Source organism: Sphingobacterium micropteri (assembly GCF_014692515.1).
Lineage (GTDB): Bacteria > Bacteroidota > Bacteroidia > Sphingobacteriales > Sphingobacteriaceae > Sphingobacterium > Sphingobacterium micropteri.
This window is the reverse complement of sequence record NZ_JACOIK010000003.1, coordinates 369,994-387,579: the sequence shown is the minus strand read 5'-3', so window position 1 is coordinate 387,579 and position 17,586 is coordinate 369,994. Positions and strand designations below refer to the sequence as shown.

General features: G+C 38.8%; 26 protein-coding genes. 14 read left to right on the top strand and 12 right to left on the bottom strand.

Going from position 1 to position 17,586, the window contains the following annotated elements; translation table 11 throughout:
* Nucleotides 1-164 precede the first annotated feature (164 nt).
* Nucleotides 165-560, bottom strand: a complete 396-nt coding sequence (locus H8B06_RS05830) for a nuclear transport factor 2 family protein (protein WP_190993350.1) — start codon at nucleotides 558-560, stop codon at nucleotides 165-167.
* A gap of 124 nt (nucleotides 561-684) precedes the next feature.
* Between H8B06_RS05830 and H8B06_RS05825 the strand changes: the two genes are divergently transcribed.
* The 3 genes from H8B06_RS05825 to H8B06_RS05815 all read left to right on the top strand — a co-directional run bounded on the left by H8B06_RS05825 (nucleotide 685) and on the right by H8B06_RS05815 (nucleotide 2,662).
* Entirely contained in the window at nucleotides 685-912 is a 228-nt protein-coding gene (locus H8B06_RS05825) for an NUDIX hydrolase (RefSeq protein WP_223857499.1), read from the top strand.
* 415 nt (nucleotides 913-1,327) lie between these two features.
* A complete protein-coding gene (locus tag H8B06_RS05820) occupies nucleotides 1,328-1,837 on the top strand; it encodes a hypothetical protein (protein WP_190993349.1) in 510 nt (169 codons plus the stop codon).
* Between the two features lie 399 nt (nucleotides 1,838-2,236).
* A complete protein-coding gene (locus H8B06_RS05815; protein WP_190993348.1) occupies nucleotides 2,237-2,662 on the top strand; it encodes a nuclear transport factor 2 family protein in 426 nt (141 codons plus the stop codon).
* Nucleotides 2,663-2,888: 226 nt separating this feature from the next.
* On the opposite strand, the gene H8B06_RS05810 is transcribed toward H8B06_RS05815, so the two are convergent.
* The 4 genes from H8B06_RS05810 to H8B06_RS05795 form a co-directional block, all read right to left on the bottom strand.
* Nucleotides 2,889-3,353: a TlpA family protein disulfide reductase gene (locus tag H8B06_RS05810; RefSeq protein WP_317170863.1), complete on the bottom strand. Its 465-nt coding sequence runs from the start codon at nucleotides 3,351-3,353 to the stop codon at nucleotides 2,889-2,891.
* Nucleotides 3,354-3,372: 19 nt separating this feature from the next.
* Nucleotides 3,373-3,876 carry a hypothetical protein gene (locus H8B06_RS05805; RefSeq protein ID WP_190993347.1) on the bottom strand — a complete coding sequence of 168 codons (504 nt, stop codon included), beginning with the start codon at nucleotides 3,874-3,876 and terminating at the stop codon, nucleotides 3,373-3,375.
* 284 nt (nucleotides 3,877-4,160) lie between these two features.
* Entirely contained in the window at nucleotides 4,161-5,399 is a 1,239-nt protein-coding gene (locus H8B06_RS05800; RefSeq protein WP_190993346.1) for a thioredoxin family protein, read from the bottom strand.
* Between the two features lie 334 nt (nucleotides 5,400-5,733).
* Nucleotides 5,734-6,039, bottom strand: a complete 306-nt coding sequence (locus H8B06_RS05795) for a hypothetical protein (RefSeq protein WP_190993345.1) — start codon at nucleotides 6,037-6,039, stop codon at nucleotides 5,734-5,736.
* Between the two features lie 500 nt (nucleotides 6,040-6,539).
* Here H8B06_RS05795 and H8B06_RS05790 point away from each other — a divergent pair, with 500 nt between their 5' ends.
* Complete coding sequence (locus H8B06_RS05790; protein WP_190993344.1) at nucleotides 6,540-6,974, top strand: nuclear transport factor 2 family protein; 435 nt, start codon at nucleotides 6,540-6,542, stop codon at nucleotides 6,972-6,974.
* A 161-nt stretch (nucleotides 6,975-7,135) separates the two neighbouring features.
* Complete coding sequence (locus H8B06_RS05785; protein ID WP_190993343.1) at nucleotides 7,136-7,315, top strand: hypothetical protein; 180 nt, start codon at nucleotides 7,136-7,138, stop codon at nucleotides 7,313-7,315.
* Between the two features lie 3 nt (nucleotides 7,316-7,318).
* On the opposite strand, the gene H8B06_RS05780 is transcribed toward H8B06_RS05785, so the two are convergent.
* The 4 genes from H8B06_RS05780 to H8B06_RS05765 form a co-directional block, all read right to left on the bottom strand.
* Nucleotides 7,319-7,696, bottom strand: a complete 378-nt coding sequence (locus H8B06_RS05780; RefSeq protein WP_190993342.1) for a nuclear transport factor 2 family protein — start codon at nucleotides 7,694-7,696, stop codon at nucleotides 7,319-7,321.
* Nucleotides 7,697-7,832: 136 nt separating this feature from the next.
* Nucleotides 7,833-7,985 carry a hypothetical protein gene (locus H8B06_RS05775; RefSeq protein WP_190993341.1) on the bottom strand — a complete coding sequence of 51 codons (153 nt, stop codon included), beginning with the start codon at nucleotides 7,983-7,985 and terminating at the stop codon, nucleotides 7,833-7,835.
* A gap of 48 nt (nucleotides 7,986-8,033) precedes the next feature.
* Nucleotides 8,034-8,708, bottom strand: coding sequence for a DUF2490 domain-containing protein (locus H8B06_RS05770; protein WP_190993340.1), 675 nt, complete (start codon nucleotides 8,706-8,708; stop codon nucleotides 8,034-8,036).
* A gap of 167 nt (nucleotides 8,709-8,875) precedes the next feature.
* Nucleotides 8,876-9,142, bottom strand: a complete 267-nt coding sequence (locus H8B06_RS05765; protein WP_190993339.1) for a helix-turn-helix domain-containing protein — start codon at nucleotides 9,140-9,142, stop codon at nucleotides 8,876-8,878.
* A 55-nt stretch (nucleotides 9,143-9,197) separates the two neighbouring features.
* On the opposite strand from H8B06_RS05765, the gene H8B06_RS05760 reads away from it, so the two are divergent.
* On the top strand, nucleotides 9,198-10,031 hold the full coding sequence (locus tag H8B06_RS05760; protein WP_190993338.1) for a hypothetical protein: 834 nt from the start codon (nucleotides 9,198-9,200) through the stop codon (nucleotides 10,029-10,031).
* A 71-nt stretch (nucleotides 10,032-10,102) separates the two neighbouring features.
* On the opposite strand, the gene H8B06_RS05755 is transcribed toward H8B06_RS05760, so the two are convergent.
* Complete coding sequence (locus tag H8B06_RS05755; RefSeq protein ID WP_190993337.1) at nucleotides 10,103-10,321, bottom strand: helix-turn-helix domain-containing protein; 219 nt, start codon at nucleotides 10,319-10,321, stop codon at nucleotides 10,103-10,105.
* An 84-nt stretch (nucleotides 10,322-10,405) separates the two neighbouring features.
* Between H8B06_RS05755 and H8B06_RS05750 the strand changes: the two genes are divergently transcribed.
* From H8B06_RS05750 to H8B06_RS05730, 5 genes are all read left to right on the top strand, one after another.
* Nucleotides 10,406-10,855, top strand: a complete 450-nt coding sequence (locus tag H8B06_RS05750; protein WP_190993336.1) for a ParB N-terminal domain-containing protein — start codon at nucleotides 10,406-10,408, stop codon at nucleotides 10,853-10,855.
* A gap of 3 nt (nucleotides 10,856-10,858) precedes the next feature.
* Nucleotides 10,859-11,143, top strand: coding sequence for a hypothetical protein (locus tag H8B06_RS05745; RefSeq protein ID WP_190993335.1), 285 nt, complete (start codon nucleotides 10,859-10,861; stop codon nucleotides 11,141-11,143).
* Between the two features lie 111 nt (nucleotides 11,144-11,254).
* Nucleotides 11,255-11,476, top strand: coding sequence for a hypothetical protein (locus H8B06_RS05740; protein ID WP_190993334.1), 222 nt, complete (start codon nucleotides 11,255-11,257; stop codon nucleotides 11,474-11,476).
* A 263-nt stretch (nucleotides 11,477-11,739) separates the two neighbouring features.
* Complete coding sequence (locus tag H8B06_RS05735; RefSeq protein ID WP_190993333.1) at nucleotides 11,740-12,120, top strand: (deoxy)nucleoside triphosphate pyrophosphohydrolase; 381 nt, start codon at nucleotides 11,740-11,742, stop codon at nucleotides 12,118-12,120.
* 583 nt (nucleotides 12,121-12,703) lie between these two features.
* Nucleotides 12,704-13,306 (top strand): nuclear transport factor 2 family protein, encoded by a 603-nt coding sequence (locus H8B06_RS05730; protein ID WP_223857498.1) that lies wholly within the window; start codon nucleotides 12,704-12,706, stop codon nucleotides 13,304-13,306.
* 297 nt (nucleotides 13,307-13,603) lie between these two features.
* Here the strand turns inward: H8B06_RS05730 and H8B06_RS05725 are convergent, their stop codons facing one another.
* Together H8B06_RS05725 and H8B06_RS05720 are read right to left on the bottom strand one after the other, a co-directional pair.
* Nucleotides 13,604-14,854 carry a hypothetical protein gene (locus tag H8B06_RS05725; protein WP_190993332.1) on the bottom strand — a complete coding sequence of 417 codons (1,251 nt, stop codon included), beginning with the start codon at nucleotides 14,852-14,854 and terminating at the stop codon, nucleotides 13,604-13,606.
* A 187-nt stretch (nucleotides 14,855-15,041) separates the two neighbouring features.
* Nucleotides 15,042-15,560: a carboxypeptidase-like regulatory domain-containing protein gene (locus H8B06_RS05720; protein ID WP_190993331.1), complete on the bottom strand. Its 519-nt coding sequence runs from the start codon at nucleotides 15,558-15,560 to the stop codon at nucleotides 15,042-15,044.
* A 5-nt stretch (nucleotides 15,561-15,565) separates the two neighbouring features.
* Between H8B06_RS05720 and H8B06_RS05715 the strand changes: the two genes are divergently transcribed.
* The 3 genes from H8B06_RS05715 to H8B06_RS05705 all read left to right on the top strand — a co-directional run bounded on the left by H8B06_RS05715 (nucleotide 15,566) and on the right by H8B06_RS05705 (nucleotide 17,534).
* A complete protein-coding gene (locus tag H8B06_RS05715) occupies nucleotides 15,566-15,820 on the top strand; it encodes a DUF3427 domain-containing protein (protein WP_190993330.1) in 255 nt (84 codons plus the stop codon).
* Nucleotides 15,821-16,131: 311 nt separating this feature from the next.
* The gene (locus H8B06_RS05710) at nucleotides 16,132-17,151 is read left to right on the top strand and encodes a HipA domain-containing protein (RefSeq protein WP_190993329.1); all 1,020 of its coding nucleotides are present in this window, start codon (nucleotides 16,132-16,134) and stop codon (nucleotides 17,149-17,151) included.
* Entirely contained in the window at nucleotides 17,145-17,534 is a 390-nt protein-coding gene (locus H8B06_RS05705) for a HipA N-terminal domain-containing protein (protein WP_190993328.1), read from the top strand. Before H8B06_RS05710 ends, H8B06_RS05705 begins: the two co-directional genes overlap by 7 nt.
* Nucleotides 17,535-17,586 lie beyond the last annotated feature (52 nt).

Genomic DNA, 17,586 nt, shown 5'->3' with positions numbered 1-17,586 from the left:
AATAAAGGTATGGGTTTTATTTCAGCCAATATTTGGGTTGCAATACGATTATGATCAACAATAAACTTTCCATATTTGCTGTTTATAAAAAGCAAATACATTGTATTTATGTTAATTTTAAAAAGCAATTTTACATAATTTATGCCTTATTTATGAAGCAATCGCTATTTTGAAGTTCGACTGTTCATAACGGTTACATAAGAAGTCATAGTCTTGATAGCTGTGCTTGTTGTATTTTTAAATTCATAAAAATCTGCAAAGGCATACTGTTTACCGTCTTTCATTTTCATTATACCGTTCACGGCACCTTCCTTGCCGTGTGTTATCACTTTCTCTATGGTTATTTCAGCAACCTCTCTTTCCTTCATCTCATTGATTGCTTCGGAGAAGCTGTCTTTTCCTTCAATAGTTCGTTCACCCTTTACATCCCAAATGATATCATCCGTCACTTGGGCAACAATAAATTTAGCATCTCCCTTTCCAAAAGCTATATTAAAATCTCGAAGCAACATACGTTTCGGGGAATGTCCGCAATCTGGTTTTACATTTATTTTAAGCATCGTTCTTATAGTTTAATTATTATAAGATAAATTGCAAGTTACCGGTTTTTACTCCTTCAGGACTTGTCACAAGTCAAGAAATACGATCTTAAAAAAATCACCATAATTATTTTATATTTAACCTATGCTTCTCGCCACCTGTGCCATTATCGAACACAATAACAAAATCTTGATCTGTCAACCCTCCGAGCAGATGAAGCTTCCATTGAAATGGAAATTTCAGCTCTACCTCTACCCTTTTCTTTGTAAATGGACAGGTGGTTCGCTAGCTATTACGGAGCATGTGCAAGCCATCTGGGTAAATAAAAGCAAATTAAAAACTACGATTGGGCGGAGGCAGATGTACCGGTAGTAAAGGAAATAGCCGAACGATGATTCCCTTTACTGTTTAAGCATATCCAAAGTAACACTAAACACAATTACGGATATCACCGAAATAATTAAAAGGATAATCGATTTATTGAACCAATGAACAATCTGGGTATGTACAATTGCTTAATAGGGCTGATAAAACAATCTTAAGCAACCAATACTATATATCAAGCCTACCAAAGAAATTATCCCTCCTAATAGTAACACGAAAATTTGTCCAACGATAAGAAGTATACACGACAATTTCGTAATATGCTAGGTTATAAATTTATTAGCAAATACGATTCCCGCATGATCTTATCCAGCAGGAAGTAACATTTTTTTTGCTTATCATGAATTCGTATTGTCAAATATTGAATGTAAGTTTACATTCTTCTAAATCAATAATATTTTTTATGAAAAAATTTATACTATTTTTTGTCACCTTGGGCTTTTTTGGACTTGCGAAAGCTCAAGAAGGTGGGGGTCTTCGCATCGGTGCACACGGAGGTCTTCCAGTAGGAAATGCTTCGGATGTATGGAGCTTTAACTTTGGAGCAGATGTATCCTATCTATTTGAAGTTGCACCTCGCTTCCATGCAGGTTTGACTTCTGGATATACCCACTATCTAGGAAAAGATAGACAGATTTCAAGTACTTTAACTGTGAGAATATCCGATCTGCGTTTGATTCCCATTGCAGCAACGGGAAGATTTCAAATAACCCCAGATTTCTTTTTTGCGGGAGATATAGGTTATGGTATCTTCGTTGGTGATATTGGCCTCGATGACGTTGGAGGTAGCTTTTACTATCAACCTAAAGTGGGCTATAGCGCACCTAAATTCGATTTATATGCAGGTTATAAAGCTATCTCAGTTGATGGAAAAGTAGGCAGCATTAATCTAGGAATTAGTTTTAAGTTTTAATTAAGAAATAAAAAACGAAAAAAGCTATACAATCGTACGGTCTTTAGGTTTATAATTGATTAGTTAGTTAAAAATCCTGAGGCTCCCCGCTTCAGGATTTTTTTGTTCAGCAACGGACACCTGCTGTCCGACGGTGAACATCCGGAAATCTCCCTAAAAAACACAAATACCTTTAAAACAATACATTGAGCACTTTGGCAACCGGCTTGCAATGCTTTTGGCATGGACAAACAAGTAAATAACTGCATAGCGCATTCACCGATTTTTTTACCGCAGTTACCGAGAAATGCCGGAGCTTGGTCTAATCGTTATTCGGTAAATCTGCATCTCGCTATACCTTTGAAGTATCAAATAAGAAATAGAAAAAATAATATACACATCACATTAAAAACTACAGATATGAGAACGACATTGAAAACTATCGCAGCAGCTTTGATCATGGTTACATCGCTAAGCTCCTTTGCTTCGGAAAAAGCCAATCCTTTGAAAAACGTGGAATCGGACATGGTAATTGGCTCCTATATGGATGCTGTTACCGTGGGTAGCATCGACCTGAACAAGTTCCTTTTTGCATATGATTTCCAGTACAACAACATGAACAACAACGACCGTGCGGGCAAAAAGGAATACATCAAATACCTGAAGGCCAACAAGGGTAACAAATATGACTGCAAGAGCAGCTATGAGATCCTATCGCAGGATGGAAAGGTATGCGTAGCGAAAGCAACAATGGCCTTCGACAACTTCACCCGCGTAGACTACATTACCCTGAACCAGGGAAAGGACGGCTGGAAGGTGAGCAAGGTGGAAACAACTTATCCATAGAAGAATTTAAATTTTTGTTTCAATAGTGGGACATGTCGTGAGATAATTCCCAATGTTTAGTTTAGTCTACCATTTAATTTAAATATATCCGCTAATCCAAGCTCACGAATTGGCGCCGTCTTCAGGTTAGGAAATACTATGCGCCCACAGACTACCGCATAGTTATCCTTATGCTGTGAATACAGACAAAACGTCTGTAAGAAAAGAAAAAGTAGGAAAAAGTACTTCATAAATCATTTTTTATATTTCCGAAGATGTTTTGCAATCTCGATTCCAACATCTTTAGTCCGTCATCCCCCTCTCCTCTGAATACAATTTTCCCGGACTTATCAATCAAAATGAACGTTGGATAGACCTGTACATGATATAGCTTTGTTAGGTTTAATGGGTTATTAAACTCCCAGACTTCTCGGACATGATACCAATCCAAGTTATTCTCCCGGATTAAGCTTTCTAGTTTCGGGAGGTTTTCTTCTTTTTCAAATGCTATACTAATGAGATTTATATTTTCGTGATTTCTTGATGCAAGACTCTTTAATTGAGGAAGTCCTTTAATACAAGGAGCACACCAGCTCCCCCAAAAATCAAGCAATACGTATTTATCAGAAAGCTGCGATAAACTGATTGGCTCTCCCGAGATAAAATCTTTACGATTAAAATCTTTCGCTAGATCTAGTTGAACGGAGTCGATGAATACAAAATTTAGGATATCAGCTTGCTTGCTTGCTGATTTTGTATCGATGATTGCCTACCAAAACGGTATCGCCAATTTTATGCCTATTGGCGATGTGAAGCGTGTCTGACGAGCTACGAACGATGAGATCAATTTCTGGTAAGTTTTCACGGTTCAGTCGCCTTTCCTTTACACTGACAGTATAGAGATGGTTTTTTAACTGAAATTGCCCGGTTTCAGACCAAGATTCGGTCAGCGTAACATGCTGGACTTTCTTGTTAATCATAACTCTGGTATCAAACGCGCGAAAGCTGTATGGCAAATAGGTTATGATTGTGTCTGCATCTTTTAACAATCTTTGACGAACAAATATGATGGGGTCGTAATTCACACCGGATGTAAATTTGTACTGTGGATTGTTTGAGAAATCTCGATCAAAATCAGTATCAAAGTTGACGGTCTTACTGCCTAGACTATCTGTGCTGACCGACACCAAAAGGCTATCTTTGAGATAATACTCACTATCCCGGTCCGAAGACAACGTGGTGTAATATAACGACCAGTCATCAGCACTAACGTTATACTATTTTTGCACTACCGAGTCCGCAATTTGGTTTAACCCATAAATAGCCCCGCCGACTTTACTCGAACCCACTACTTTTTTTAATGAAACCGAAAAATTTTGACCTTGTGTACTAGCGTGAAAGGCTAGAGATAGAAAAAGGATGACATAATATCTCATAATTAGTTTGTTAAAGTTTATCCCGCGCTTGTCGGAGCTTAGTCTAATTGTTATTCAGTAACTTCTTGGATGATTCTTTTTTATCACATTTCTGGCTTTGTATACGGTCTGTGTGACAGCGTAAGTAATTCTTCTTCAAATAACTTCACTTCATTTTTCGTTCCGGGAGAATCATTTACCTTTTCAAGTGCGGTAATCAAAAGATGTAAATCTTCCAGATAGTTGTTTAAGTAATAATTCAGCATAATATTTTCCTTTTCGGAAATTTGAATATTCGGATTATTTCCCAATATCTTTTCTTTTGCTTCTTGATAAATCTCTTTGTTACGCGCCATAATCCTTTCCGGTGTTTCTCCTGTCAATAAGAGATCCTTAAATTCATGAGCTATGGTTTGTATCGAATCGGCCAAAGGAAGAGCAAGGTAAAACTGAAGTCTTCTTTTACATATCCCTCTAGATTGCGTAATAGAAAACTGCTTCTTATAAATCTTCTCGAACAGATCTTGCTTTGCGGCCAACATGCTATCAAATAAACTGGAATTTTTATTTTCCTCAGCAAGTTTTAGTTGAAGATCCGGTGACCTTGATAGCGCAGAATAAAACTTCGCATCGAATTTGGCTATAGATGAACTCTTAAGTGTGATATCAGAGGGAAACAAAAGTGTTTCACTCCGGATGGTATCAATTTTATACAAATCAAGATTATCGATGAAATGTCTATACCCTCTATTATCGATATCTAAAAACACTATTTTTGAAAACAATAAATCCAGATACTTTTCTTTTTTATAATCGTCCTCCTGTAGTGAATTGAAAAATTCACTAACCAATAAAGTGTTATCTAAACCCAATTCCTCCAAGCGTGTGATTTCTAGAAACATTGAATCTATATCTAAATTGTTATAGGAAACCGGTGTTTTGTCCCTAAGCACTGTCTTTCCTCTTTGTAAAAAAAGATCCCGGTTCATGTATCCCTCGTGACGGGAAATCATCGTCAGATTTTCGTTTAAAAAGATACTTGTTGGATAAACATTGACATGATATGCTTTTGCAATAGCTTTACCCAACACGGATTCTGCATTTATTTTAAAACTTATAAAATGCTCATTATAAAAATGGGCAACCACAGTGTCTGCAAATACTTCCTTATCCATCCTTTTACAAGGCACGCACCAATCTGTATAAAAATCTAGATAAACTGGCTTAATGGGGGTGTTGGTTGCTTCAAATTCGGTCTCCGCTTGAAATAGAATCTGTCCTTTAAGATTAAGTGATACTAAAGCGTTAACACTGATCAAGAAAATCAAAAGTTTCACAGTCATAATTAATAAATTGCTACAGACTTAGCTGAAATGTTTATTCATGGTTAATGATTTATTCGTTGATTACTCGCGTAATTGCTAATCTAAAAATTTTTTCAGTTGTTTACAACAGAAAGTCGCAGCATATTCTGAAAAATCTACCGAAGGTGATCAACAAGATTGAGCTTTTCTTGGAGACGAGAAAGATGTATAGGTAGGTTATAGGGGGGAGTGTCAAAAATTCATCAAACTGTTCTACAGACAGATACAGAATACTGGTTTAGGAAAAAGGGGGGGCTTTGACGAAAAAAGGGTGGAGTCGTGAAATTAAAAAATTCTATCTTTACCCTATGCTTCACGTTACCTGCGCCATCATCGAGCACAAAGTAAAAGTACTGATATGCCAACGCTCTGCTTCCATGAAACTCCCGCTAAAATGGGAATTTCCGGGCGGTAAGGTTGAAATCGCACAAAGCAAAGAAGAATGCTGAAAAGGGAGATTAAAGAAGAGCTGGGTTTGGAGATTGAAGTTGGATTGGCGCTCTCCCATGTGGAGCACCATTACCCTGAATTTTCGCTCTGCCTCTACCCTTTTCTTTGCACATGGACTGGCGGTTCTCTGACTATTGCCGAGCACGCGTAGGCCATCTGGGTTTCTCACGATGAATTAAAAAACTATGATTGGGCGGAGGCGGATGTGCCTGTTGTTCGGGAATTATTGGATATAAGGTGAAGGACCTGTTAATATGTGTTAAAAATACACTTAATAGGAACGAAAAGCGACTAATTGTCGTTATATTTGTACTTCATAATTTAGGTTTATAATTGGTTAGTTAGTTAAAAATCCTGAGGCTCCCCGCTTCAGGATTTTTTTGTTCAGTACCGGACACCGGCTGTCCGCCGGTGAACAGCCGGAAATCTCCCTCAAAAACACAAACATCTTTAAGACAGCGTATTGAATACTTTGGCAGCTGGCTTGCAATCCTTTTGGCATGACAAACAAGTTGAGATTTGCATTCACCGATTTTTTTACCGCAGTTACCGAGAAATGCGGGAGCTTGGTCTAATCGTTATTCGGTAAATAGGTCTGCTGCCCTACCTTTGAGATATCAAATAAGAAATAGAAAAAACAACATATACAACGCATTAAAAACTACAGATATGAGAACGACATTGAAAACTATCGCAGCAGCTTTGATCATGGTTACATCCCTAAGCTCCTTTGCTTCGGAAAAAGCCAATCCTTTGAAAAATGTGGAATCGGACATGATAATTGGCTCCTATATGGAAGCTGTTACCGTGGGTAGCATCGACCTGAACAAATTCCTTTTTGCAGACGATTTCCAGTACAGCAACGTAAACAACAACGACCGCGCTGGCAAAAAGGAATACATCAAACACCTGAAGGCCAACAAGGGAATGCAATATGACTGCGAAAGCAGCTACGAGATCCTATCGCAGGATGGCAAGGTATGCGTAGCCAAAGCAACAATGGCATTCGATAACTTTACCCGCGTAGATTATATCACCTTGAACCAGGGAAAGGACGGCTGGAAGGTGAGCAAGGTGGAAACGACGTATCCAGAGAAGATTTAGATTTTTGTTTCAATAGTGGGACATGTCGTGAGATAATTCCCGATGTTTAGTTTAGTTAGCAAAGCCTGCGGATGCAGGCTTTGGTTTTTTGTTATATTCGTATCCTATTACGAATATATTTCCAGGACAACTTCATATATTATCCCTGGCGAAATTGCCATATGGATGATTCATTCATCTTTTTAAAAGACCGTTTGACGATTAATGATAATGGTCTCCTATGCGAAGACGGTATCGACCTTGTCTTCAATACGAAAAACCAAACCTACTCTTATAATGTGGAAACAAAGAAATTGACGCTCGGTAGCAGAAATGAAATCGTCGTATTAGATGTGTACTAACGATTATATTTCGATCACATATGAAGTCATCGTCTTAATAGTTGTGCTCGTCGTATTTTTGAATTCATAAAAATCTGCAAAAGCAAACTGGTTGCCGTCTTTCATTTTCATGATACCGCTCACGGCGCCTTCTTTGCCGTGCGTCACCACTTTCTCTATAGTTATTTCGGCCACCTCTTTCTCTTTCATCTCGTTGATCGCTTTGGAGAAGCTGTCTTTTCCTTCAATAGTTCGTTCGCCCATCATCTCCCAAACGATGTCATCTGTCACTTGGGCAATAATAAAAGTAGCATCTCCCTTTCCGAAAGCTATATTAAAATCTCGGAGAAACGTGCGTTTTGGAGAATGTCCACAGTCTGTTTTTACATTTATTTTAAGCATCGCATCTAGTTTAAATATTCTAGGATCGATCCAAAGTTAACGATTCCTGCGGCTGTATAACTTTTCATAGGTCAAGAAATTTGTTTCCATACGGAACATCTCGTGAGATGCCCCCCGAATGAAAGACGTTACCAATTTAACTCATAATGGGCACTTCTATCACTGAATCTTTCTTAGATAAAACACCTTTATTGACCAAATCTGTAATATCAGGCAGAGCCCTATCGGCAGAAACTTTTGTCATCTTTGCCCATTTTGATGAAGTGAGGTTTCCTTCAGAATTATCCATCAATTTATAAGGCAAGGAGGGCTGGATATATTTGGTCCGCAGGGATCCTTATTTCCATTTGAGCTGGTGATGCACCGACAACATCGCGTGATTCGTTCCCCTTGCTTTTCCTATGTTTTGGTACATATATCCCATCTGCACTCCTACAGCATCAGATATTCTATAACCTATACCAAGATATGCTCGGTTTCTGTCAAAAAAATCCATAGTGCCATCGTCCGATAGGTTTAGGAAGATCTCATTGTATAGTGCAGCGTACCATCCCTTTGCCCCCATCCCATACTGTGTAAATGGAATATCAGCAAAGAGGCAATAGCGAAAACGTCCTGAGAAGTCCTTATTTTCTACAAAACGTTCCTCCAGCCGAATCCGATGTCTAATGTTACTGCGCATCAAATGATGTGAAAAAAGCGCTTCCTGATAAATTCTGTTTTCATGAAAAGGTTCATTCGGGCTTCCAGGCAGTTCGCTATATATAAACCCGTAGCCCATTGTCGTTAATAGGTAGGGTTTGACTCGATACTGCAGTCCCACACGAAGAAGCGTTTGGTTGTGATCCCCCATCAACTGATGGTCCCTTAACTGGAGTTCATGATGGATCGCAAATTTAGTCTCTTTTATTTTAGTTTGGCCAAAATACATAAGCCAGCCCTGTGGGTCTTTTTGTGCAAAAGAGCACGATGTTAGAAATACACCGATTAAGGTTAAGAATAATAATCTCATCCAATAAAAATAATGGATATATTCAAAAAACCTGTCCACTGTAGAGTAACAAAAACGTGAAGATCTAACTGGAAACCGGTAATTAGCCGGGCGATTTATTGTCGTTTTTTTCTAGAACTTCTGGTAGCAAACCGCCTGCATGCACAGGCATTGATGTATATAATAATCTACGACTTGTTTCTTTTTTCCAAAACGCGTATGACTGATAGGTCGGGGCGCTCCAACTCATAGGAGTCTATTCTGTCTATAAATTCGTAAATATCGAGGTTATAGAACCGACAGAGGCGAACCATCATAATGAAACTTACTTCACGCCGGTCACGCTCTATCTTAAGGTAGGTAGACACCGTGGTTCCAGCTCCTGCTGCGGCTTCAGTGGCGCTAAGCCCCAACTCTAAACGAAGCTCTTGTAAAGCATTCCCAATTGTTCCCATGGGACGAATTTAAAAAATGTAAACAGGGAAACATAAAATAATATACATTTGAACTATGATTATTGATCCCAACGATTTGAGTGAATTCGATGATACACCTGATGAGAACTTATTAGGACTCTCCTATCGGGATTTACTGGCGCTACAGATATTTCCTTTTGCACAGACTTCACCACTGAAAATCAGAAAGCATATTCCAGTGGAGGTGCTGGACAAGCTGCCTTTCTTTAGGCTATGTGAAGATTTACTGACGATAGTTGCTCGTGAAAAAAGCCTGAAGCTCACACCCAAAGGTAACCTTCCTTTGAAGTTCGTTAGAGAGTTATACGATCATGGAGCTATTCCGGACGAAGCCATTGAACTAGGAATTACCAAGAGTTTCAGGGAAAATGAAATTATATCGATATATGCTGCGCGACAGGTTTGTACCTTGGCGGGACTCATAAAAAAAAGAAACAACGCGTTAAGTCCCACCATAAAGGGGCAAAAATTACGAACGGACCGAAGCGCGCTTTTTGCCAAGATTATGTATGCCCATGTGTGGGATTTTGATACCTGGCAATTTGATGGATATCCTGATCGAGCAACTGGCATGGGAAACCATATTATCTGGTATATGCTACTCAAATATGGTCAGGAAGAAAGGCATACGATGTTTTATGCCGATAACTACCTGTCGTTTTTCCCTGAACTGATTGAGGCCTTTGGAAATGATTACGCTACTCCGATCATACAGTTTTTGAGATGCTTCGAAGTTAGGGTGTTCTACCGCTTTAATGACTGGTGGGGATTTACGGAAACGACCAACAATAGACATTCCGAAGCCAATACCACGAAAACAACAGCGCTATTACCGGCTGTTTTAGAATTTGCTCGACGTGTCTCTTAAAGACATCTATGAAAATTTCTTCCTATTGTTCTTATAAGTTGACGAATCATTGGACAGCTGTGTGTCAAGCTCTAACGGAAACTCTCATCGTCGAAAAATTCTTTCAAACTGTAGCCGATGGTTAAAACCAGCTTCTCGAGATTGACCATGGAGATGTTTCGTTTGCCATTTTCAACCTCGCTGATATAGGTTTTGTCCACGTCGCTCTCGAACGAGAGCTTTTCTTGTGTCATTTCCCTTTCTTTACGCAATGCTTTCAAACGCTGCCCCACACGGTCTTTGATATCCATACCGCAAACTCGAAATTTTTGCAGGAGAAAACAATAGGATATAAGTGAACTTTTAATATCTTTGTATGTACCAAATATAAAGTTATGACAACCAATTCTAAACTAGCTATTCAGTTTATTAAAATCGAAAACTTGCGTTTTGATACGGAAAATCCAAGGATCATACAACGTCCCCATGCTAAATCGGATGAGGAGATGATAAACGCGCTCTCACGAGAGTATCCGCTTTGGGATTTGTTAACGAGTATTTTTGCATCTGGTATTCCGGAATATGAACCATTGCTCGTAATCCCAGATAAAGATGCTTTTACCGTACTCGACGGAAACAGAAGATTGGCGGCAATGAAAATCCTGAATGACCACGTAGCTTATGAAAAGTTTTTGCCGCACAACATTTTGAGATTTTCTCGGAGTGACGCCATTGCCAAGATTAACGATGTTCCTTACTCAGATCCGCAGGTAAAGACAATTGCAAAATCGGTACGTAACACGGCTGACATTTTAGTACGTGAACTGGAAAATAAATCAGAATAAGACATGGACGAAAAATTTATAACAAAAATCAGAGGAATGTTTGAATCGCTCCATGAGCGAATGCGGCAAAACCTTCCTTTTTGGGAAAACGAGGTTGATATTATTATCGCTAATCAGGAGACGGATCGGAACAAGATTGAGTTGACATTCGACTACCTCTTGGATTATACGAGGCATGGTATAGGCAACGAGCTGTATTTACGGTTGATGGCCTATTACCGGACAGTGAATCCGGAGGGCGCTGCGTATTATTTACAAATATATCAAGAGCAAGAAGATGAGGAATAAATAGATTGAAAAATTATGAACACTATCGAATTTACGAAATGCTACTAAGCCCACCGCCCCTATCCTATCATCCCCGAAGACCAGCGGGACAATGACTGGCGATACCATCTGATGGAATTATCGGAAGATGCGTTACTGGCAAAGGTAAACGCTATGCCTCGGGAGAAACTTATTGAATGGCTTGCTTGGAATGATGTGCACGGACTATTCCTTGATGAGGATAGCATTGCCGAAGGTTATGAACCATTGACAAAAGAGCATGCGGCAATCTGCGTTTTTGTCGTAATGATGCGCGATCGGGACAGCTGGGACGGCTATGCAAAGCTACGATGAGGAGGAACATAGGATAAAGGTTCCGCGTTTTGAGGAATCAGCTGGCTTCTATACCAGCAAGCACAACAAACAAACACAAAAAACTGATAATCAAAACATAACAGATGTACAAAAGTTAAGATCAGTGTACAAAACATAGAGGTAATTTTGTGGTTGTTCTCAAAAACAGATATGAATTTTGAGGTTGGTTAATGTATAATAGTGATTACGTAACAACAGTCGATGCCTAATAATAAGGTGAATTTTGCTATATTTAAAGCATTATGCTTCACGTAACCTGTGCCATTATAGAACACAACAATAAAATATTAATCTGTCAACGCTCTGCTTCTATGAAACTTCCGCTGAAATGGGAATTCCCCGGCGGTAAGATAGAGGGTGAAGAAAGCAAAGAAGAGTGCTTGAAAAGGGAGATTAAAGAAGAATTAGGGTTAGAAATTGAAGTTGGGTCGACGCTCACCCATGTGGAGCACCATTATCCTGAATTTTCGCTCTACCTCTACCCTTTCATCTGCAGATGGACAGGAGGTTCGTTAGCTATTGCCGAACACGCACAAGCCATCTGGGTTCCTCATGATGATTTAAGGTACTACGACTGGGCAGAAGCGGATATGCCGGTAGTAAAGGAAATAGCCGAACGATGATTTCCTTTACTGTTTAAGCATATCCAAAGTAACACTAAACACAATTACGGATATCACCGAAATAATTAAAAGGATGACAGATGTATTGAACCACCGAATAATCTTGACGTGTATGATTCCCGAATAGTGCTGATAGAGCAAGCATAAACAACCAATACTATATATTAAACCTATCAAAGAAATTATCCCTCCTAATAGTATCACGAAAATCTGTCCAATGGAGAGAAGTATGCAAGAGACTTTGGTAATTTGCAAATTTTCTTTACGATTGTGAAGACCATATTTAGGAAACGAAAATCCTGCTATCCTTGGATAGTGTTTAATCGGAATGCGGATCTTTTGAGTTTCATTCATATTTAGATTTATATTCCTAATATAGCGATTTATATCGATAAATCGAAACCGTAACTCTTCCTAGGCTCGGTTATCTATTTTAAAAATCCGGAACTATTCATCAGAACTTTTGTTCATTACCGGACACCAGCTGTCCGCCGGTGAACATCCGTAAATCTCCCCTAAAAACACAAATACCTTTAAAACAATACATTGAGCACTTTGGCAACTGGCTTGCAATCCTTTTGGCATGAACAAACAAGTAGATATCGGCATAATGCATTCACCGATTTTTTTACCGCAGTTACCGAGAAATGCCGGAGCTTGGTCTAATCGTTATTCGGTAAATCTGCCCACCACCCTACCTTTGAAGTATCAAATAAGAAATAGAGAAAATAATATACACATCACATTAAAAACTACAGATATGAAAACGACATTGAAAACTATCGCAGCAGCCTTGATCATGGTAACATCCCTAAGCTCCTTTGCCTCTGAAAAAGCCAATCCTTTGAAAAACGTGGAATCGGACATGGTAATAGGCTCCTATGTGGATGCTGTTACCGTAGGTAGCATCGACCTGAACAAGTTCCTTTTTGCAGATGATTTCCAGTACCGCAACGTGAACAACAACGACCGTGCGGGCAAAAAGGAATACATCAAACACCTGAAGGCCAACAAGGGTAACAAATATGACTGCAAAAGCAGCTATGAGATCCTATCGCAGGATGGAAAGGTATGCGTAGCCAAGGCAACAATGGCATTTGATAACTTCACCCGCGTAGATTATATCACCTTGAACCAGGGAAAGGACGGCTGGAAGGTGAGCAAGGTGGAAACGACTTATCCGTAAAAGGCTTTAAATTTTTGTTTCAATAGTGGGACATGTCGTGAGATAATTCCCAATGTTTAGTTTAGTTAGCAAAGCCTGCATCCGCAGGCTTTGATTTTTTCCAAGCTTATACCCAAGGGAGTGTGTATAAAAAATAAGCAGTCATATTTATATTTCCCTTTCGCAAGTTCCTGATACTATGCCGCGCACTCTGCGCGAAAAATATCCGTCTCCGCCTATACGACAAGAGCCTCCCAGGCTATTAACCATTTGCTTGGAAACAGGCCATTTCCTCGTATGATTGCCCTATGCATAATATTACTTTATTAACCTTGCATCATCGCTCTGATCTTCGTGGTAATTCTTATAAAACCACGGTACGCCAAGCCTCCCCTTAAATATCCGTATCTCGACCCGAGCATCGTCGGTACTTTCTTTAATCTCATCGGAAAAGAACAACCCCATGCCTCTCACTCCCCAAACAGTATTATCAAATTTGATATAATCAGGATCATTTCCGGGTATAATAATAGGAATAGGCCATACCGAACGTGTCGTACCCTGCTCCCATCGCAAAGTTTCTCCGGCATCAAACATATTGGCAAGCTTTAAAGCAGAAGTACAGTATAAACTGAATAATACAAATACAGCTAAACATAGTATCCAATTGTATATGTTGGATATATATTTACCGTGATACAGTACAAAACCGACAATAAATAGTGTAACGACCAACCCAAACACAATACCCCACTGGAAAAAGAACCATTCACGCTCGGCATGCACATTATCAAACATAATGAACGTAAACACAGCTACGGACACAAATGTTGCACCCCAAAGCTTTAATAGTGGCTTCTGGGCAAACAGCCTGCTGTATTGGATAACGAGCGTAATTTGCAGCGCTACCGCTACACATAAAACAACGGCAACCCACAATTTAAAATATAAAATATCGATTAGGGTATAGACACATGTGAGACCCGTCGTGCCCAACGAAAGACAATAGGCGAGAAAGGGCAGATTATACTTATGCTTTTTAAGAAAATCATCAAACATCTGCTGTGTCTCGTCCATAACCTCTTTCCGCTGTTGCACACTGATCCTGAGTTTTTCGTTCTTCCCATTCTTGGCATATTCTATATTGGATTGGACAATTAACCGTTGACTGCTTATCCATTTACTAATTTTATAAGAATAATCTCGCTTTTTATTATCTTCTCCAGAAAAGATGACGAGTAGATTCAGATTGAAATCTCTAATGCTCACCAGATCTCTTTCCCAACGATAGGATAGTTTTCCGCGCTTCGGATCGAAAACGTCGATCCCGTTTCGATATAGCACGGCGCTCCAACGGAAAACATAACGGGTGTAGTTGAAAAATTTATATAGTATGACTACAAGCAAAATGGCTACCAATTCCGAACCTCTTGGTATAGGAAGTGGATACCCAAGTAGTGGTATAAGCAACAAGGTTATTACCGCTATTATGGTAATAAACAGGCAAATTAAAGCGACACGATAAGCGACGGAATACGTAATAGTTTGACTTGAATCTTTATCTGTCATGAGATAGTTAGTATTGATTATCGATAAATATAAGAAATTTATAAGTAACCACAAATTCTCTTGACATAGCGCCGCAAAATCCATATTGACCAGATTACGTGCCCTAAGGAAAGATGTGCGTAGCCAAGGCAACGATGGCATTTGATATCTTTACCCGCGTAGATTAATTATTCCGTGGAGATCCGTATTATTCTACTTTACGTTTTTTATGAAGTTTCTCAATCTCGCGACGTTGTTTATTGTTCAGTTCCATATATTCATAATCCATGACGGGTTCTAATGCCATACGGATCTTGAAATTGAATTCTCGCGCGTATACACCCAAACTTAAGTTGGGAATGGCGAAATAGGACACGTTGCCGCTAGCGATTAACTGTCCATGAAACACATCAGTTTGTAGTGTGATATCAAATTTACCTTCGCTGTCCGTTTTCGCCGTTGCAAGTGTATCTTGTTCCTGACTTACGAGATAAATCGATGCACCTGCAGCTACACGATTATCGTATGTCATTACCTGTCCGAAAATTCTTATGTCTTCTTCGTTCGGTTGGCCGTATCCTTTTTGTTCATAGCCACCACCATTAATTATCTCATGACGCTTAACAGGTGGTACTTTGGCCAAGTTATTATTGGTACCGCAACTATATAAAATCCCAATTAAACCTTTGACCACTATAATTTGTACGTGTGTTAATATCCTTTTCATCGATTATGTGTATTGTTCGTTTAGTGGCAACCTGCCCATTGTTGTCGTATATCACACAAGATGAAACCGGGAAAAAGATCCTCCTTTTTGTTAGGGAAGCTATTTATGATGGAGACGGTTTTACGCAGGGTTATGTTTTTATAGGTCCCGCTCACTACGTAAGCCATACGGGATCGAAACCGATGTCTATCCAATGGAAGCTAGAGGAACCTATTCCGGAATACCTTTGGACAGCTTCGGCAAAGATGGTGGTTGGGTAGTACTGGTTATAGTTCTTATTAAATAAACCGTCTGATCAAACTTTAATACCTGCATAACGTTTGTGTTTTCGATTTTTGGTTTGTCTTATCAAAAATACGTTTAAGCGTGAACAATGGGGCCATAGGGGTGTCAAAAGAGCTTCCTTCCGTTGACTATTAGAGTTTAAGTTTAATTAACCTTGACATCTATTTGTTGGTCATTAAACGCAACAAGACTTTCAAAACTTTCTTTTTACAGAAAGCGATGCAGATTAGGCTGATAATCTCAAACTATTTTATATATTTGTCTATCTACAATGCTCCAATTTGACATGCCTAATAAAATAAAACACCAGTTACGACGTGAATCCTCAGCAAACTATTCCGGCAGGATAAATGAAAAAATTATTCCAACAATCAAGGACAGAGACTATATTATCGTAAACAAACCATTAGATGGAGACGCTCCTAAGGCTTTTATAAAAATATATAGATACGGAAAAGGATGCAATAGAAAAAACACGAAGACATGGGAGGCCTACATTGCTAAGACTGGCGAAAAATGGTATCCGCATGAGTCCGTTATTGAATACTTAATAAACAGGATCGGACACGTTCTGGGAATCCGCATGAATGAAGTACTGTTAATGAAAGTAAATGGACAAATCCGCTTTCTCAGTAGGTATTTCCTCAATCAAGAATACGAAGTTATGACCCACGGTGCCGAAATATTTGGAGAATATATCGACGACATGGAAATGGCACAAGAAATCGCAAATAACAAAATCGAATCAAGAAAGCATTTTACCTTCGAATTTTTAGTTGAAGCTATTGAACACAAATATCCAAACTGTCATGAAGAGATATTGAATGATATCGTAAAAATGATAATATTTGACGCAATAGTAGGAAACAACGATCGTCATTTCTATAACTGGGCAGTGATTACGTCGATTAAAAGAAATGCTAAGGCTCCACAACTATCACCGCTATATGATTCAGCAAGAGGATTAACCTGGAATTGGAGTGATGACCGCATAAAGAAATATATTGAGCAAGAGAAAAGTAATGGCAAGAAAATTGATAGGTATATCAACGAGGCATGTCCTAGAATTAGTGTAAATGAAAATTTTAACATAAATCATTTTGATTTAATTTTTTTTCTTAAGAAATTTAAGAATAGTAAATACTTAAAAATAATTGACGACCTTTGCAGTCCTCAGAGAGAGGAGCTGGTATTAGAAATGATAAAAAAAGAATTCTCAGATTTTTTCGTGTTAGAGAGATACGAACTCATAAAACGGATTATCAAAACAAGGTTTAGCATTTTAAGAGAGGAGGTATTATGTTGAAAATATTCGAAAAAATAATTAAGGCTAAGAAGAAGACAGAGCCAGTTATTACTGCTATTGATAAAGTTTTTCAATTAAAGTACGATCGGCTTTTGATCGGGGAACTGAGCTATGATAATCAGAAATGGACCTTCACCTATTCCGAAGATTTTAAAAAGGTGCAACATAAATACAATCATATAGCTGGGTTTTCCAATGTGGATAAATTGTATCAGAGTGAGGAATTATGGCCTTTCTTTCAAAGCCGTATCCCAGGCTTGAAACAACCAGCCGTAAAAGAAATCCTCATAAAGGAACATATAGACGCTAACAATAAGTTTGAATTGCTTAAACGCTTCGGAAAAGAAAGTATTCATAATCCTTATGAACTAGAACTTGTATAGACTGCCCGGTAATTAGCCGGGCGATTTATTGTCGTTTTTTTCTAGAACTTCT

Bases quoted from the DNA above. Each gene is read 5' to 3' on its own strand.
- H8B06_RS05830 (WP_190993350.1), bottom strand. From the start codon at position 560: ATGCTTAAAATAAATGTAAAACCAGATTGCGGACATTCCCCGAAACGT.
- H8B06_RS05825 (WP_223857499.1), top strand. From the start codon at position 685: ATGCTTCTCGCCACCTGTGCCATTATCGAACACAATAACAAAATCTTG.
- H8B06_RS05820 (WP_190993349.1), top strand. From the start codon at position 1,328: ATGAAAAAATTTATACTATTTTTTGTCACCTTGGGCTTTTTTGGACTT.
- H8B06_RS05815 (WP_190993348.1), top strand. From the start codon at position 2,237: ATGAGAACGACATTGAAAACTATCGCAGCAGCTTTGATCATGGTTACA.
- H8B06_RS05800 (WP_190993346.1), bottom strand. From the start codon at position 5,399: ATGACTGTGAAACTTTTGATTTTCTTGATCAGTGTTAACGCTTTAGTA.
- H8B06_RS05790 (WP_190993344.1), top strand. From the start codon at position 6,540: ATGAGAACGACATTGAAAACTATCGCAGCAGCTTTGATCATGGTTACA.
- H8B06_RS05785 (WP_190993343.1), top strand. From the start codon at position 7,136: ATGGATGATTCATTCATCTTTTTAAAAGACCGTTTGACGATTAATGAT.
- H8B06_RS05780 (WP_190993342.1), bottom strand. From the start codon at position 7,696: ATGCTTAAAATAAATGTAAAAACAGACTGTGGACATTCTCCAAAACGC.
- H8B06_RS05775 (WP_190993341.1), bottom strand. From the start codon at position 7,985: ATGGATAATTCTGAAGGAAACCTCACTTCATCAAAATGGGCAAAGATG.
- H8B06_RS05770 (WP_190993340.1), bottom strand. From the start codon at position 8,708: ATGAGATTATTATTCTTAACCTTAATCGGTGTATTTCTAACATCGTGC.
- H8B06_RS05765 (WP_190993339.1), bottom strand. From the start codon at position 9,142: ATGGGAACAATTGGGAATGCTTTACAAGAGCTTCGTTTAGAGTTGGGG.
- H8B06_RS05760 (WP_190993338.1), top strand. From the start codon at position 9,198: ATGATTATTGATCCCAACGATTTGAGTGAATTCGATGATACACCTGAT.
- H8B06_RS05755 (WP_190993337.1), bottom strand. From the start codon at position 10,321: ATGGATATCAAAGACCGTGTGGGGCAGCGTTTGAAAGCATTGCGTAAA.
- H8B06_RS05750 (WP_190993336.1), top strand. From the start codon at position 10,406: ATGACAACCAATTCTAAACTAGCTATTCAGTTTATTAAAATCGAAAAC.
- H8B06_RS05745 (WP_190993335.1), top strand. From the start codon at position 10,859: ATGGACGAAAAATTTATAACAAAAATCAGAGGAATGTTTGAATCGCTC.
- H8B06_RS05740 (WP_190993334.1), top strand. From the start codon at position 11,255: ATGGAATTATCGGAAGATGCGTTACTGGCAAAGGTAAACGCTATGCCT.
- H8B06_RS05735 (WP_190993333.1), top strand. From the start codon at position 11,740: ATGCTTCACGTAACCTGTGCCATTATAGAACACAACAATAAAATATTA.
- H8B06_RS05730 (WP_223857498.1), top strand. From the start codon at position 12,704: ATGAACAAACAAGTAGATATCGGCATAATGCATTCACCGATTTTTTTA.
- H8B06_RS05725 (WP_190993332.1), bottom strand. From the start codon at position 14,854: ATGACAGATAAAGATTCAAGTCAAACTATTACGTATTCCGTCGCTTAT.
- H8B06_RS05720 (WP_190993331.1), bottom strand. From the start codon at position 15,560: ATGAAAAGGATATTAACACACGTACAAATTATAGTGGTCAAAGGTTTA.
- H8B06_RS05715 (WP_190993330.1), top strand. From the start codon at position 15,566: ATGTGTATTGTTCGTTTAGTGGCAACCTGCCCATTGTTGTCGTATATC.
- H8B06_RS05710 (WP_190993329.1), top strand. From the start codon at position 16,132: ATGCCTAATAAAATAAAACACCAGTTACGACGTGAATCCTCAGCAAAC.
- H8B06_RS05705 (WP_190993328.1), top strand. From the start codon at position 17,145: ATGTTGAAAATATTCGAAAAAATAATTAAGGCTAAGAAGAAGACAGAG.